The sequence below is a fragment of the Enterobacter sp. V89_11 genome, assembly GCF_029967775.1.
GTDB lineage: Bacteria > Pseudomonadota > Gammaproteobacteria > Enterobacterales > Enterobacteriaceae > Enterobacter > Enterobacter ludwigii.
This window is the reverse complement of the sequence record NZ_JASCAN010000001.1, coordinates 61,132-76,802: the sequence shown is the minus strand read 5'-3', so window position 1 is coordinate 76,802 and position 15,671 is coordinate 61,132. Positions and strand designations below refer to the sequence as shown.

The window sequence follows — 15,671 nt, the reverse complement described above, 5'->3', positions numbered from 1 at the left end:
ACCTGAAATATTCTTATTATTTATCTGCCGGGTGAGAAACGGAGAAAGATAACAATTGGTTTTATTATTTAATTTGTCTTTAGGAAAATTTCATTATTCATCATGTAAGGATCGGAATATTCTCTGTTATACCAATATTTTTCATCTTGTTATCAAATCATTAACAAACTAATGATTTTTTGCAATGTGACGTATTTATTTGATTTGAAATATGTTTTTGTTATTCCTTTCATTGCACCACTTTTGATTTGTATCAAAAAGCTAAAACAGTTTAAATTACCTAAAATTGCGATAATTATAGATTTTTATTTTAAAAATGTTATTTAAATGGTTTTATGTTTTCATTTAAGCGATCTCGTCATGAATGATTATGAGAAAAATCCTAACGACGGAGGTTTTTTTCGTCATTCGATTGGTTGTTCTGAAACATAATTCAAATAATACTTTTTTGGCGCGGTAAATCCCGTTCGCATTTAAATGGAGCTTCCAGGTTATTTATTAAATGGCACCTGGCAGTACGTTTGTTCTCAGGAGATGAAAATGAAAAAATTATTACTGGTGGCCTCTCTGGTTTCTGTATTTGCTGCTGCAAATGCTATGGCTGATGTTACGGCATCTGCCACCGCATCATGGGATGCAACGGCAACGAAAGATACAACCAGCCTGCTGGTCGTGACCCCATTGAACTCGCTGACGTTCCAGTATGCAGAGGGCCTGAATGGGTTTAACACTCAGGATGGCGCTTTTGATGTGACGATTCAGGGACAGGAAAGTGCAACCGATTTTGAACTGACTGCTCAGGTCATCAGCAATACGCTGACCAATGCAAGCGGTGATGCATCTACCCTGAATGTGGGCGTGGCATGGAATGGTCAGGCGCTGTCTAACTCTGCCGAAACCGTTCTGGTGAATGCGGCTTCCACTTCAGGTCTGGAAAGCCTGCTGGCCGATGGAGCCTATAACGGCGCTGAGCGTGTAAGCGATCAGTCCAGCTTCAAATTCTCCATCGCTTCAGCGACTTCTGACGGTTCGACTGCTGTAACTGACTATTCTGCGCTGCCGGATGGTTACTGGACGGGTGACGTAAAAGTTCAGTTCAATGCAACCTGGACCACTCCAGCGTAATGAATATTAATTCGGGAGAGGCTCTCTCCCGAATTTCTCAGGAATGCACTGATGAAGAAATATTTGCCACTCGCAGCGCTGGCAGGGATGGCTATATCCTTTTCCAGTCTGGCGATTAATGTGGGTGATATCACGTCGATAATGACGGCCGATCAAAACGCGTTATCAAAAGAAATTATCAACACCACTGATTCCGCCCGCTATGTGAGCGTTACCGTAAAAAGGCTCTCTTCACCGCTGCCTGACGGAACAGAAATGCAATTTGAAACGTCGGGAGAATTACTTTCTACACCGGCGAGCCTTATTTTACCCGGTGATGCAAAAGATGTTTTTCGCTTTTTCTATAAAGGGCCAGAAGATGATAAAGAACGTTATTACCGGCTGCAGTGGGTTGACGAACCCGTAAGCGAAAGCGCATCGACTAAGGCTGGCAAAGCCGCGATTGCGACAGCGTCGGCAGAAATCGGGACAATACTGGTCGTGGCGCCACGCAAGGAACGATTTGAATACGGTCGTGACGGGGATGTCATCACCAACAAAGGCAACGTCTCGTTTCGGGTCATTGCTTACGGAGCCTGCAAAGAGGCGTCACAGGATCGGGGACGCGGGTGTCGCGAGCGTTATTACGTCATGCCAGGCACAAAAATAAGATTGCAGAAAAGCGATGTGTCAAACAGTCGCACCCGCATTGGGATTTGGCATGGCAAGCAATTTATTACAGTGAAGTAATACACGGCGTCATTTCCGGTACCAGTAATAAAAATACCGAAAAGTAAGGATGCGTATGTCTTTTAAATATCTTATAGGAGGGAGTTTATTACTCTCTTATGCGCTAACATCAGGGGTTGCGCATTCTGCACCGGTTAAGATTGGTAATTATGTTATTCCAGGGGCATTCGCGCGTTCTCTTGAACAGGGGATGACGGTCCCTGTTTATATCCGCTACCAGGAGACGGATACAAAAAGCCAACAAAAAATTGCTGATGCGGTCATCTCGCTGGTTGAGGGAAATATCGTTGTAAAATCCATTATGATTGCCGATTTGCCCAATAACGCGGTGCTTTCAGAGAAAACGCGCGAGATGGTGGAAAAAATAGGCGATGCGAAATTTATCGACAATACCTCTCTTGCCCTTTCGCGAGACGCACGGCTGAAATTAAACGTCTCCTCTTTTCATCTGGAGATGATTGTCAGCCGGGATGCCCTGACTGAAGCGGTAGTCGCCCGCAGTTCATTGCTGGGACCGTCCAGCGTTGATCGACTATCTAATGTGCTGAATTACAACTTTGGCACCTATTACAATGACTACCGCAATGGCAGCAGCTCTCGCAGTTATTTAACACTGGATAACACCACCTCGTTGAGAGAGCACCACCTCAATATCAATGGCTCGGTCTATGGTATTGGCGAGAGTAACCGCTCCAGCAAACTGTATCGTGCCATGTATGAGCGCGATTATGAGGGTTATCGTCTGGCGTTGGGCATGCTCGACACCTGGAACGTTCAGTCGATCGCCAGCCTCAATGCGCTGAATGGCGGCAAGATCTACGGCGTCAGCTACGGCAATAAAGGCAGTACGGTGGTTGAAAACACCTCCCTGTCCTTGATCCCAATAACCATATTTTTGCCGTCTGCCGGTGAAGTGCATGTGTTTCGTGATGGGCGCTTGTTAAGCGTTCAGAACTTCAACATGGGCAGCTACGAAATTGACACCAGCCGGTTCCCTTACGGTGTGTATGACGTCACGGTGGATGTCGTGGTAAATGGCCGGACGGTGAACACCCGCGTCAGTCGGGTGAATAAAATTTTTGCCCGCCAGCAGGCCGCAGGCCTGCATGAAGTCGCATGGCAAATTTTTGGCGGTTCACTTGATTACGACCGCGTGAGTTATAAGCGCAATCATTACCGTGATGCCGGCAGTGAACAGACCTGGATTGCGGGTGGTGCGGCCTCGTTAACCCTGGCAATGCTCTCCGGGCTCACCCTGAAAACGACAGGTTATGGGTTTGATGACAATGCCGTCAATGAAACGGACATTACCCTTAACGTCAACGAATATGTCAGTGTCGGGACACAAACGCTGGTGGCGAACGACGGAACATGGCGCAACGTCAGCAGCGCCAGTCTTAATGCTCCAGGCGGGTTTGGATCGCTGTGGGCGTCGCGGGAAGACAGCAAAATCGGTAACCGTCTGCCGGTGCAGGAGCGGGATAACTATTCGGTTGGCGCAACATTGAACCTGAGCCGGTTTATTCCGCACGGTGGCACGTTAACGGTCAGCCAGACCGAAAACCGCTATTCCGGTAATACCTACCGAAACCTGGATTACAGTACCACCCTCTATGCAGGACGGTACGCCACAGTGGGGTTACGGGCCGGGGTACAGCGCTATTACTACAACAATACGAATGATGACGGACGTCAGGAACGCTATGTCAGCCTGGATTTATCGCTGCCGCTGGCCTCGTGGATGAGTGTCGGGGTTTCACGCGATCGCTACGGCGCAACACAGGGCAATATCAGCGCGCGTAAACAATTTGAGGATAGCGTTATTACGTCTGCAGGCATTTCCGCCTCGACTCGCCTGAGTGGAGAGCAGAACTACGACAACAATTACGCTGTAAATGGCAACCTGAGTTATGACACCCGCTATAACGGCGGTACGGTTTCGGTGACCCGTTCAGCGGACAACTCGACCAATATGAACTTCTCCTCTCAGGGTTCCGTTGCCTGGGCGGGCGGCGATTTTGGTCTGAGCAAAGAGCGACAGCGCTCGGGCATCATTGTGAAAACCGAGCTTGTGGGTGATGGAAAGCTGGCCGCAAAAATAAATAACCGAAATTATATTCTTAGCGGCAAATCGAGCTTTATTGCACTCCCGCCTTACGCGCAATACAAGCTGGAAATTATGAATGATAAAAACTCTGAAGACAGTTTTGACATTGTCTCGGGCCGTAAACAGGCGCTTAACCTTTATCCCGGTAACGTCGGCGTGGTGTCACCTGAGGTGAAAAGCATGGTGACCGTGTTTGGCCGGGTGCGATATCCCAATGGTGAACTGGCGTCAAATACGGACATCCATAACCACATTGGCAAAACGCGTACCGACGCGAAAGGTGAGTTCGCCATTGATATTGATAAGAAGTATCCCGTTATTACCCTGGTGTCTGCCAACGGTAATATCTGCGAAGCGGATTTAGATCTGGAAAAAGCCAGGGGCGCTGCGTGGGTAGGGGATGTTAAATGTGCACCGCAAACCACGATGGCGCAGAGATAATGCTATGAAAAAAAGTGCTTCCGTTTTTATTTTGCTCCTGTTTTTGGCGGGGTTAATTCCCTTCTCCGCAAGGGCACTGACCGCCTCATCGTCAGGGGCGATCAACAACACGTTTTTATTTATCGAGAACGACATTGACGGTGAGTATTTCATTACGCCGTCCGCGTTAGATCCCCGTTTCAGCGGGTCAAATACCTGGGTTAAATACGGTACCTCCCAGGTCAGCCTCGGTTACCTGGGTTATGTCATTTGGACTGCGCCGGCCAATAATTATCAGGATATGTGGATTGATAATTCGCCCATTGATGTTCCTTTCACAGGAATACGCTGCTACCGAGGTTCGCAGTGTCCGACGACGGGCTACATTGCCGGGCAGGGGGTGGATAACAATGGTTTTTACCACGCGCAGGTTGGATCCGTGGCGGGGGTTATTGGCGGAGCGTATGGCTTTGCTTCGCTGAGCAACTCAGCCTATGAGTATTTTCGTAATATGCCGACGGGTGGCAGCGAAACCTATGTTTTTAACCGCTGCTATACCTCGGTTAACTATGATTACGCCTCAGGACAACGTTGTAAGGATCAGACAACAGGTCGCTGGAATTACATCAATTACACGTTAAACAAGCGGGGACATCTGGCGCTGGAATCAACAAGTGCCTTTCAGGAGCTGTGGATCGCCAGTGATGGAACCCCAAGTATCACAAATGATTCCGGATCCTGTGAGCTGGGTGTCGTCAGTAACGTTGATGGCGTAATTTGTAAAATGGTCAAATACAACCTTGAGCAGACGCAAAATTTGACGGCATCGTTGACATTCAGAGCGTATATCGATTCTGCTGCGTTGGGTTTTACCCCTTCCGCAACCACCGTGAAATATTCAGGAAATGGCTCGACATGGTATAACTTCAGCGCCTCGACGGCGTATTACAACGTCTTTTCGACATCTGGCCAGTATATCTATGTCTTTTTGTCGAAAACATTCCTTAAGAATCTGGTGGATGCAGGCGTCAGTATTACCAACAGCCAGCCCTTTACGTTTGCGTTTACGAATGCCTTAACCCCGGAGTCAGGCTATTACCAGTTTACCCCCTCTTTGCAGCTCAATATTGTGCCGAAGGAGTATGGGATTAGCATTGTCTCATCGAATAATACGGCCTCTGCCAGTGGAAGCGGCACCATCGGAGATGACGCGCCGATCGAGATGGATTATGTCGTCACCGTATCGGGACCCCGTCAGGCTGACAGTATTACGGCCCAGGTTATCGGGGACAGCACGACAATCAACGATACCCCTTACTGCCTGTTTACGTCGGCCCAGGGGGGAATAAACGTGCCTGTCCCTGCCTATCTGCAATACAACACCGCGTCGGGAAGCCCTACTCTGGTGAGGAACAGCTGCAGTGAAAATGCCATTAGTCTGAACGATGCGTTATGGCAACAGGTGCCATGGGATGCCAACAACACGGATGATGGCAGCTTTTTCAGCACCAACTTAACGCTGCTGTTCCCGATGAATGATTCCCGCTCAGCACTGACGGTGGCTGGCGCTGACTGGGAAGGCGTGGTCAGCGCCAGTGGTGAAATCAAAGTCACCGCGAACTGGCTGGGAGTAACAAAATGATGCGCTGGCGGAAGGTCGCGGAGGGTGTGGTGGGACTCTGCATTGCGCTTTACACGCTTTCTGCCCACGCGCTGTATCTGGACTCCACGATCTATGATATCCCCGCAGAGCGGTCGTTCATTAGCAAACGTATTTACAACGACAGCCACAAACAGAATGTGTACAGCATTTCGGCGATTAAAATCGACCGTCCAGGCCCGGGTGGGGAAAAGCGTCTGCCAATAGAGGACGGTGAGTTGCTGTTTACACCGCTCACGTTTTCGCTCGCCCCTGACGCCGGGGAGTATTTTAAGATCTTCTATCGCGGGCCCGAGGATGACAAAGAGCGTTACTACCGGATTCAGTTTCGCGAGATGCCGGTAACGCTGTTTGCTGAACGTCATTCAGGCAAAGCAAGTGAAGCTGTACCCGCTATTGCATTGGATACGATCCTGGTGGTCAGGCCCAGAAAGCTGACGCTAGGTTATACTCTGGATGAGCAAAAAGGGGCGCTGACAAATACCGGTAATACGTTTTTCAGGATCATCGTACACAAGGGATGCCAGTCAACCGATGACGAGGCGACGATGCGCTACCTGCTGCCTGGAGAGACCTACCGAAGCAGCGCGTTAAACACTAAAAATAAAAAATTCATCGTTGCGTTGAAAAAATATATACCGATAGGCGATGGTTGTTTTAAAAATAACAGTTAAAGTTTAAAGAAACAGTTCTTATATTGCTAACTGAACTCTGGGAATATATTCTGTACTGCGTGCTGGCATTGCCGCCGATAATAAAAGAGTTCCCGGATGAAAAAGATAATCAATGATCATATTGTATACGATTCAGAGACCAGAGCGCTAAGTGTACAGGGAGAAAGAGTGGTTCTGTCCGCTGCAACGGCAAGATTACTGGAGCTCTTTATTGCGAACAACCGCAAACAATTACATCGGGATCTGATTATAGAAGAAGTGTGGGGAAGGTATGGGTTGATCCCATCAGGTCACAGTCTAAATAAAAATGTCAGTATTTTGCGCAAAACGTTAGCAGAACTGGGAATGGATAATCTGATCGCAACTATCCCCCGAGAAGGATTTGTTTTTCAGGCTCAGATCGAAAACGTAATAGAAGATGCGTTGCCGCATAGCATCACTGCATTAACCTCCGCCACCAAACCCGGGTTAAGGCGATACGGTAAAACTATCGTTGGCGGAATGTTAGGCATCAGCCTGGTGATATCTGGTTTTGTTCTTCTGCCAAAATTATTACGAGATACCGATGGTGTCGTGCATGTACAAAAATCCGGTTCCTGTGAAATATTTACGACAGATGATAATTCAGTTGAGAAAATATCCACTTTTTTGAATTCATCCCGATGGCAGCAATTCAAATCTATCTGCAAGGGAAGAAATAAGGTCATTGTGTTTTATGATGACAATGGATTGTCTGCAGGTAATAAACTAAAGGAATCATTTTTCAGTATTTGTACGTTAGGCTCCCGGGGAGTTGCACATGCGTGCGAAAATTATGTATTTTAGTCTTGCCGTAGCGCTTGTTATCATTTTCTTGTTTTTATTTAAACGTCATGAGGTTCCGGCAGCGCTGGTATGCTCAGCGAAGAACCATCTTGTGCTCAATACGCAAAAAACAGGTATGCACATAGAAGGGGAGGTATTGCTGGTTTTCAGGATATCATCTGCTGAAGAGGGGGTATTGTCACAAGTGGGCGTGATTAATGTTAATGGGAAAAGCTACGCCATTAACCGTTCCACGATGCTTAAATTTTTAGGTAATGATAGTGACGGCTACATACGTACCCAACGGGTTTCTGTGATCAAAAATGATAATGATGATTTGCCTGATGAGATCACGGGATTAATTATGTCTAAGCAACACAACTTCTATTATAAAATAATGCATATTGCGCACAATGTGTACGGTATACGCGATTTGCGACGCACCCTGTTGGTGTGTCGGGCAGCGTAATCCTCAGAATAGGGTATCGTCTTATTCTGAAATAATAACCTATGTGTCGCATTATTTATGGTTTTTTATTCTGTTAAAATAGTGTTTGTTATCACTAAAGTTTGTCCGAATGTGAATATAAGCGCATAAGTTTGTACTCATTTCGGACCTCAGAATTCGCTACCGATACAGCAAGAATATTCTTATCATTTCCCCTGCGCTCAGTTTTATTGTAAGGGGGATGAGCTACTACACACTATGCAATCTAAAGGCATTTTATTTGTTTTACCTTAAGTCTATGTGAATACCAGGTCAATTGTGAATACACTTTCCTGTTCGGGAAGGCTGCGTTTTACAATGAAAACGTGATGGTGATTATTATGAATAAGAAAAAGGTCTTCCTGCTCAGTTATGACATTTATCTTTTCGCCGGGCTTAGGGCTTTTTTGCCTAATCTGGTACTGGTCGACAGTCAGACATTTATATCAGAGTCAGACCTTTCTTTTCAGCAATACAACTCCTGTCTGTTAATTGTTGATAACCGGATGCCCTTTTTCCTGGTGAAGAAATGGCTACATCGTAACAGTAGCCAGTTTATCATGGTAAACAGCGTTGTTCTCAGGGTGAGCGAAAATGAGTGTATTAATCGAGGCTATGAATACAGTACCTCAATTGATGTAACACTGCATTATACGACCGTCATCGATATACTCACGCGTATACTGATGACCACCCCGCAACCGGAATCACGCGTAAAATCAGATGAGCTGGACGTTTTCGCGCTAACCGAATTTGAGGCAGACATGCTTAATGCCATGATGACGAAAGAGGGGCAGGCCGAATTCTGCCGGGCAAATTCATTGACCACAAAATCCCTGTATCGCTACCGGGATAAAATAACGCACAGGCTTGGTTTTAAAAATTTTATTGAATCTATTATTTTTCTTATCCGCAATGGTTTCCTGACTGAAAGGGATGTGGGGCAGAACAGTATGCTAATGCGCAAATCCACCGGGCGTAGTTATGATAATAATGATGCGGGGCGTCTGAGTCTGGCACTCAAAAATGATGAAATTTTACCTTATTATCAACCCGTTGTCGGTGCAGGTGGTGAACTGTGCGGTATAGAGATTTTGGCCCGCTGGCCATTAGGGCATAATTACACGATTTCGCAGCGAGAATTTATTCCGCTGGCAGAAAGTTGTGGTCTGATTAACGAACTCACCAGCTATTTAATGCATAAAGTTGCCAGTGACTTAAAGCAAAAGAGCAACGGGTTAAATACACCGCTGTTTGTGGCGTTTAATGTCAGTCCAACCACGTTAAGTAACCCGGTGTTTTATTGGGAGTGCCTCAATTTTTTAGAGCTGACAGAATCGTTACCGGTGAAGCTCATGATTGAGATCACCGAAAATCAAACGCTGGCCGTGACGCCTGCAATAAAAGAACTGATACGTTCACTGCGTAATCGCGGGGTGATGTTTGCTCTGGATGACTTTGGTACAGGATACGCGAATTTATGCTATCTGAATGAACTCGAACTGGATGTCATAAAAATTGATAAGACCTTTATCAACGCTATCCAGGCTGATAACCAACCGCTGCCGATGCTGGAATCGATTATTAATCTGGCGATGATTCTGGGACTGCGTACCGTGGCGGAAGGGGTGGAGTACGCTTATCAGCGAGAGTGGCTTATCAGCAAACAGGTGGATTACCTGCAGGGGTATCATTTCCTGCCCCCGGTGCCGTTCGCTGATTTCCGGCGATTTGTCGAGCAAAGCCAGCCGACGACAAGAGAAGCGGCATGCAAAAAGGGCAGCGTGCTGCCAGGTAAAAAGGAAAATGTGCGTTTTAACGCGCTGTAAACGACGGAAGCCCTGCGCATTTCGAGGGCTTCCGTCGGGGCTTAACGGAACATCACCTGTGCCCAGCGGGCCAGACCTGCCGTTACGGAGCCAAAGTCATCGCCACCGGCAATCGGAATACCCGGAAGCTGTTCCGCCAGCGCTTTCTTGATAAGCGGTGAACGGGCGCTACCGCCGGTCAGGTAAATCACATCCGGCTTCTCTTTACCATTCTCCAGCGCCAGTTGCACCTGCTCGAGGATCCGCTGCAGCGGCTGGGCGAGTGCCGTTTCCAGCCCTTCCTGCGATATCGCGGTCGCCAGCTCATCACTGATAAAAGGTAATGAGACAGCGTGTTCAGCACGGTCAGAGAGGGCGATTTTGCTCTCTTCAGCGGTACGCACCACGCGATAGCTGAGACGCTGACGCCACACTTTATAGAGCAGGGCGACTTTATCCGCGTCCTGCGCGTCGCGTACCAGATCGTTCAGGAAGCGCCCGTTCGCGGTGCTGTAAAAATCACTCTGCGCCGGAACGTCGTTGATGGCGATGGCGTTCCACCAGGGCAGAATTGGCAGGGCAATGCCTTTTTCGGTTTGTCCGCCCATGCCGAGCAGCGGCATCAGGCTTTTAAATGCCAGAGCAATGTCCAGGTCGTTACCGCCTACGCGGCAGCCGCTGTGGCCCAACAGGCTGGTTTCGCGGTCACGACGCTGATGCCATTGTGGCCCCATCAGCAGTAAAGAGCAGTCGGTGGTGCCCCCGCCAATATCCACAACGAGCACGCGTTGCTCTTGCGTTAATGTGGCTTCAAAATCCAGCCCTGCCGCTACCGGCTCATACTGGAAGACCACGTCACGGAAACCGGCTCGGTGTGCGGCGCGCTCGAGGATCCCCTGCGCTTGCTGGTTAGCCTCTTCACCGCCCAGACCCTGGAAGTTGATCGGGCGACCAATAACGGCCTGCGTGATGGGATCGGGTACCTGGGTCTGCGCCTGGTTACGGATGTGCAGCATCATGGCGCACACCAGGTCTTCGAACATCGCCACCTGCTGTGGTTTTAACCCACTGGCGCCCAGAAACGACTTCGGTGATTTAACGAAGTAAACCTCTTCCGGATCGTCAATGTAATGGCCCAGCGATGAGAGGCCAAACTGCACGCTGGAAGGGGTCACGTCGATATCTTCGTCGCGGTTAAAACTGACCGCCCGGCGCAGCAGCGCCTGGGTTTCCGCTGCGGTAGCGGGCACCTGATGATGACGGAACAGCCATTCGCTGACCGCTTCGCGTGTGGGTGCGCAGAGCATTGATGGCAGCAGCGTGCTCTCTTTTTCCATCTTCAGGAGCTGTGGTTGCCCGTTTTGCATAATGGCAACCGAACAGTTTGCCGTACCGTAGTCAAATCCAATAAACACGATTAATCCCCATGCCAGTGAGAAGGGGCGAGACTTTAGCGAAATGTCTGCCTGGCGACAACAGGAATATGAAAGCAAGGCGAAACAAGGCCTTTCGGTTTATGCTGAGGGGAACAAAAAAGGAGCGATGATGTATACCCTGACCTGGCAACCCCCTTACGACTGGCAATGGATGTTTGGTTTCCTTAGCGCACGTGCGGTAGCGGGCGTAGAGACCGTCACGGACCACTATTACGAGCGCAGTTTCGCCTGCGAGGGGCATCAGGGGATATTTCGCGTTACGCCGGACAGCCAAACCCCTACGCTTGCCGTGACGCTCAGCCCGGGCTTGATTCCGGTTGCGCAGACCTGCCTTGAGCGTATCGGGCGACTTTTCGATCTTGGCTGCGATCCTCAGGCGATCCGCTCGACACTGGGGGATCTGGGGGCCGCACGGCCAGGCTTACGGTTGCCGGGGGCGATGGATGCCTGGGAGCAGGGTGTGCGGGCGATACTCGGGCAACTGGTTAGCGTGGCGATGGCGGCAAAATTGGCTTCCCGCGTTGTCGCCCTGTGCGGAGAGCCGGTTGAAGACGCCCCGGGTTATCTCTGCTTCCCGACCCCGCACGCGCTGGCCGCAGCGGACCCGCTGGCGTTGAAAGCGCTTGGAATGCCGGTAAAGCGGGCGGAGTCGATCGTTCATCTGGCTCAGTCTGTGGTGGACGGGACGTTTCCGCTTTCCCCTCCTGCGGATATTGAGGCGGGAATGAAGGCCTTACAGCAGCGGCCCGGAATAGGACGCTGGACGGCAAACTACCTGGCCCTGCGCGGCTGGCAGGCGAAGGACGTTTTTCTGCCGGATGATTATCTGATTAAGCAACGTTTTGCCGGGATGACGCCTGCGCAAATTCGGCGCTACGCCCAGCGCTGGCAGCCCTGGCGCTCGTATGCGTTGCTGCACATCTGGTATACCGACGGCTGGGCGCCATCAGTTGATGGCGAAATAGCTGGTATTAAGCAGTAGATCCAACGGCTGCGGCTCGGCGATGGTGTCGCCGTAAATAAAATCAATGCCGATGCCGGAGAGCGTGTCCATCATGATGGGCTGGTTACACGGACCAGCGATGGTTTTCATGCCCAGGCGCTGGGCGTGCCCCTGAACGATCGTCACCATCATCTCATCCATCAGGTTGCCATAAACATTCGTCACCATTTCCGTATCAAGCATCAGATAATCGGCCATATTGGCGCTGAGGTGGCTAAAGACGTTCATATCGCGTCCCACCTGGCTGAGTACGACGCGGCAGCCAGCATGGCGAAGCTTTTGCAGGCCCTGCTGCAGGTTCTCATCCGGGTTACATACCACGTCGGCAGCGATAACCAGATGCAGCAGACGGCCCGGCATGGGGCTCTTCTCCAGCAGGTCGACAAGTTCATCAACCAGCGTGACGCTTGCTAAACCCGCTTCAGACAGCGGAAGCGCGACCCCCATGCCTTTGTGGGCGACCTGTGCGGCGGAGGTGCGGAAAAACTCGTTGAAGATACGTCTGTCAAGGGCGTGCAACAGTTCAGGCTCCGCAAGTCCGGAGCGGAACACATGCTCTTCCTGCACTTCGCCCTGGCTGGTCCACAGGCGTAATGAAATCAGCCAGAAGTTGCAGCTTTCCGGTATCCGTGGAGACGCGACGCTGCGGGCAATCATCATCAGGTGATTGTCTTTAATCATGTGCCACTGCTCATCAAGCGACATCATGCTGCGCATGCCGTGGTCCCGTTCCTGCTGGGGTTCGTAAACCGTGACGACGCCGCGTCCGCTGTTTTTCGAGGCGTAACAGGCGATATCCGCCTGTGACATGATTTCTGAAGCCTGATGGTTATTTTCATCAATCAGAGTGATACCCGCGCTGGCGCCGATCCGGTGCAGACGTCCTTCCCACATAAAGTGATAGTCATTGATGGTGTTAATCAGGCGGCCGGTAATATAACGCGCGCTTTCGATATTGCAGTCCGGGAGCAACAACCCGAATTCGTCCCCGCCGAGACGAGCCAGCACGTCGCTGGAGCGGAGCATGGTCAACATTAATGACGAAAGCTCCCGCAGCAGAGCATCACCCGCCGCATGGCCTGCGGTGTCGTTGACGGCTTTAAAACGATCGAGATCGATAAACACCAGCGCATGACGCTGGCGTGTCTCCTGTACGGTCTGTAAGAGCCGTTTGAGGTGATTTTCGAAACTGACCCGGTTTGCGAGGTGGGTGAGGGCATCGTGCGAGGCACTGTAACTGAGCTGACGCAGCATTTTGCGCGATTCCGTCACGTCCTGAATCACGATCACGGAGCCAATGTTCTGCCCGTCCAGCGTACTGAGCGGGGTGATGCTGTAGTGGATATCGTAGTTGCCGCCGGTACGGCAGTTCAGCACCACGTCCTGGTCTATATCGGAACGGGACATATCGCCGCTGTGAATATTCTCCATCAGCGGTCCCTTTTCACCAAAGGTGATGTGCAACACTTTCAGGACAGGCTGCCCGATAGCCTCGGTCTGCAGCCAGCCGCTCATTTTCTCGGCAACCGGGTTCATAAAGGTGACATTCATGTCGATATCGGTACACAACACCGCTTCGCCGATGGAATCGAGGGTAATGTGCAAACGCTCTTTTTCCTGGAACAGCGCTTCGTTGAGCTGCTTCACCTCGGTCATGTCCATGTTGATGCCGAGCAGGCGTTCGACTTCACCCTGTTTGTTCAGTACCCGGTTCGCCAGAGAGCGTATATGGCGCACGCCTTCTTTAACACGAATGCGGAACTCAAGCTTAAACGGCAAACGTGAAATGAGGGAATCCCGGAGCACCTTTTCAGCGTGAGCGCGGTCTTCCGGGAGCATCGTTTCGTGCCAGAGCTGCCAGGTGGGCTTGATGTGCGGCGGGATCTCATACAGCTCAAACATCCGCTTATCCCAGCTGATAATGTCCGGCTCCAGATCCCACTCCCAGATGCCGATACCGCCCGCTTCGTTGGCGAGGGTGATGCGCTCCATCAGGCGTTTATTGACCCACTCGGTCTGCTTCAGGTCGTTAATATCTTCAATCTGGGCGATAAAATAGAGCGGTGAACCGTCGGTGTGGCGCACCACGGAGACGGCAAGCAGGGCCCAGACCACTTCACCGTTGCGGGTGTAGTAACGCTTCTCAAGGGTGTAGGTGTTGATGTCGCCGTTGACCAGCTGCTCCAGCTGTTCGAGATCGGTATTCAAATCTTCCGGCCAGGTTAACTGCTGGAAGGTGAGGGCCTGAAGCTCCGTCTGGCTGTATCCCAGGAAGTTACACAGGGCTTTATTGGCCTGAAGCCACTGCCCCTCTATGCTGACCAGCGCCATGCCGATGGCGGAATACTCCATCGCGTTACGAAAACGCGCTTCACTTTCGGTGATATGTTTGCGTTCGGCGCGAAAGGCATACATCACCATGGTCATAATATTGGCCGGCAACAGCATCATCAAAAAGGGTAGCCAGGGCGCGTTTAGCGTCACCAGCAGGTTTTGCGGCGTCATGGATACAGGGTTACGCGTCATGATCAGCGAGACCATCATCACGGTGACCAGAAATACCAGAAACGCCTCCATTCGCGGCAGGCGCACGGCGCTCCACATAAGCAGAACGATAACGCAGGTGAAGGGCCACGGCAGCCAGGTAATCGCCATCCAACTGAGAGCCAGCGTCACGGCCATGGTGGCGAGCGTTTCCAGCAGCAATTTTGGGTTGCGGTGACGCAGCAGATAATGTGGTTTAAAGAGTAACCCTAACGGCACCAGCGCCAGCGCACCAATGGCTTCTGATAACACCCAGACGAGGAAATTACGCAGCGGCTCCGGACCCGGCACCAGAAGATACACCAGCACCCCGCCAACCAGCGGTGGCACCAGCGCACTACCGATGGACAGACGGATCCAGTCATTCAGATTCTGCAGGGGGTTATACCACGGGAGCAGTTTACGCAGTAACACCGCGCCAATCACGGCTTCAACCACGTTGATAGCGGTATAGGTCGGGTTGATCGACGACCAGGAGAAAAGCATCCACGCGGCCAGGATATTGCCAAACGAGCAGGCCAGAGCGATACCCGGCCACATCTTTCCTGCATGACGGTAAAAGGCCACCATCATGATGGCGGTAGGGAACCAGAGCGGGGCGAGCAGGGTGCCGAAGCGGGTCAGCTCCAGCGAAAATAAGGTAAAGATAAAGGTGACCAGGCCCAGACAGACAAGTCGCAATAAAGGATGTGGGGTGGTAACCAAAACCCGCTGGTATTGTTTATTCATTACCGCTTTATCCAGAGACGCCATGCCGTCAGGAGAGAAATCCGGACGAGTGAATTTGATAATTTGGTTTATGCTAGTACAAACAATTTACAATTCATATGGCGACTGCTCATAATTTGACATCATAGACTTATTAAATAGTTAC

The 15,671-nt window shown here is 50.6% G+C and carries 11 protein-coding genes; 9 read left to right on the top strand and 2 right to left on the bottom strand.

Annotation, left to right across the window (positions count from 1 at the left end; all coding sequences use genetic code 11):
• The first annotated feature begins 540 nt into the window (after positions 1–540).
• From QLG09_RS00340 to QLG09_RS00305, 8 genes are all read left to right on the top strand, one after another.
• Entirely contained in the window at positions 541–1,125 is a 585-nt protein-coding gene (locus tag QLG09_RS00340; protein ID WP_020883247.1) for a common pilus major fimbrillin subunit EcpA, read from the top strand.
• Between the two features lie 51 nt (positions 1,126–1,176).
• Positions 1,177–1,854, top strand: a complete 678-nt coding sequence (locus QLG09_RS00335; RefSeq protein ID WP_032678543.1) for a hypothetical protein — start codon at positions 1,177–1,179, stop codon at positions 1,852–1,854.
• A gap of 55 nt (positions 1,855–1,909) precedes the next feature.
• On the top strand, positions 1,910–4,402 hold the full coding sequence (locus QLG09_RS00330; RefSeq protein ID WP_282488667.1) for a CS1-pili formation C-terminal domain-containing protein: 2,493 nt from the start codon (positions 1,910–1,912) through the stop codon (positions 4,400–4,402).
• Positions 4,403–4,406: 4 nt separating this feature from the next.
• Positions 4,407–6,023 (top strand): fimbrial protein, encoded by a 1,617-nt coding sequence (locus tag QLG09_RS00325; RefSeq protein ID WP_282488666.1) that lies wholly within the window; start codon positions 4,407–4,409, stop codon positions 6,021–6,023.
• Positions 6,020–6,715, top strand: coding sequence for a fimbrial protein (locus tag QLG09_RS00320; RefSeq protein WP_032680624.1), 696 nt, complete (start codon positions 6,020–6,022; stop codon positions 6,713–6,715). Before QLG09_RS00325 ends, QLG09_RS00320 begins: the two co-directional genes overlap by 4 nt.
• Before the next feature lie 96 nt (positions 6,716–6,811).
• Positions 6,812–7,540: a winged helix-turn-helix domain-containing protein gene (locus QLG09_RS00315; RefSeq protein WP_151711892.1), complete on the top strand. Its 729-nt coding sequence runs from the start codon at positions 6,812–6,814 to the stop codon at positions 7,538–7,540.
• Entirely contained in the window at positions 7,515–7,988 is a 474-nt protein-coding gene (locus tag QLG09_RS00310; protein ID WP_020883251.1) for a hypothetical protein, read from the top strand. The genes QLG09_RS00315 and QLG09_RS00310 overlap by 26 nt, the downstream gene beginning before the upstream one ends.
• A 359-nt stretch (positions 7,989–8,347) precedes the next feature.
• Positions 8,348–9,835 (top strand): EAL domain-containing protein, encoded by a 1,488-nt coding sequence (locus QLG09_RS00305; RefSeq protein ID WP_223398945.1) that lies wholly within the window; start codon positions 8,348–8,350, stop codon positions 9,833–9,835.
• Between the two features lie 41 nt (positions 9,836–9,876).
• On the opposite strand, the gene yegD is transcribed toward QLG09_RS00305, so the two are convergent.
• A complete protein-coding gene (gene yegD, locus QLG09_RS00300) occupies positions 9,877–11,229 on the bottom strand; it encodes a molecular chaperone (RefSeq protein ID WP_020883253.1) in 1,353 nt (450 codons plus the stop codon).
• 130 nt (positions 11,230–11,359) lie between these two features.
• Between yegD and alkA the strand changes: the two genes are divergently transcribed.
• Positions 11,360–12,232, top strand: coding sequence for a DNA-3-methyladenine glycosylase 2 (alkA, locus tag QLG09_RS00295; RefSeq protein ID WP_032679714.1), 873 nt, complete (start codon positions 11,360–11,362; stop codon positions 12,230–12,232).
• Here alkA and QLG09_RS00290 read toward each other — a convergent pair.
• Entirely contained in the window at positions 12,197–15,526 is a 3,330-nt protein-coding gene (locus tag QLG09_RS00290) for a diguanylate cyclase (protein WP_282488665.1), read from the bottom strand. The two genes, alkA and QLG09_RS00290, sit on opposite strands and share 36 nt — an antisense overlap.
• Between the last annotated feature and the right edge of the window lie 145 nt (positions 15,527–15,671).

Coding starts and splice junctions, on each gene's coding strand:
- QLG09_RS00340 (WP_020883247.1), top strand. CDS start 541: ATGAAAAAATTATTACTGGTGGCCTCTCTGGTTTCTGTATTTGCTGCT.
- QLG09_RS00335 (WP_032678543.1), top strand. CDS start 1,177: ATGAAGAAATATTTGCCACTCGCAGCGCTGGCAGGGATGGCTATATCC.
- QLG09_RS00330 (WP_282488667.1), top strand. CDS start 1,910: ATGTCTTTTAAATATCTTATAGGAGGGAGTTTATTACTCTCTTATGCG.
- QLG09_RS00325 (WP_282488666.1), top strand. CDS start 4,407: ATGAAAAAAAGTGCTTCCGTTTTTATTTTGCTCCTGTTTTTGGCGGGG.
- QLG09_RS00320 (WP_032680624.1), top strand. CDS start 6,020: ATGATGCGCTGGCGGAAGGTCGCGGAGGGTGTGGTGGGACTCTGCATT.
- QLG09_RS00315 (WP_151711892.1), top strand. CDS start 6,812: ATGAAAAAGATAATCAATGATCATATTGTATACGATTCAGAGACCAGA.
- QLG09_RS00310 (WP_020883251.1), top strand. CDS start 7,515: ATGCGTGCGAAAATTATGTATTTTAGTCTTGCCGTAGCGCTTGTTATC.
- QLG09_RS00305 (WP_223398945.1), top strand. CDS start 8,348: ATGAATAAGAAAAAGGTCTTCCTGCTCAGTTATGACATTTATCTTTTC.
- alkA (WP_032679714.1), top strand. CDS start 11,360: ATGTATACCCTGACCTGGCAACCCCCTTACGACTGGCAATGGATGTTT.
- QLG09_RS00290 (WP_282488665.1), bottom strand. CDS start 15,526: ATGAATAAACAATACCAGCGGGTTTTGGTTACCACCCCACATCCTTTA.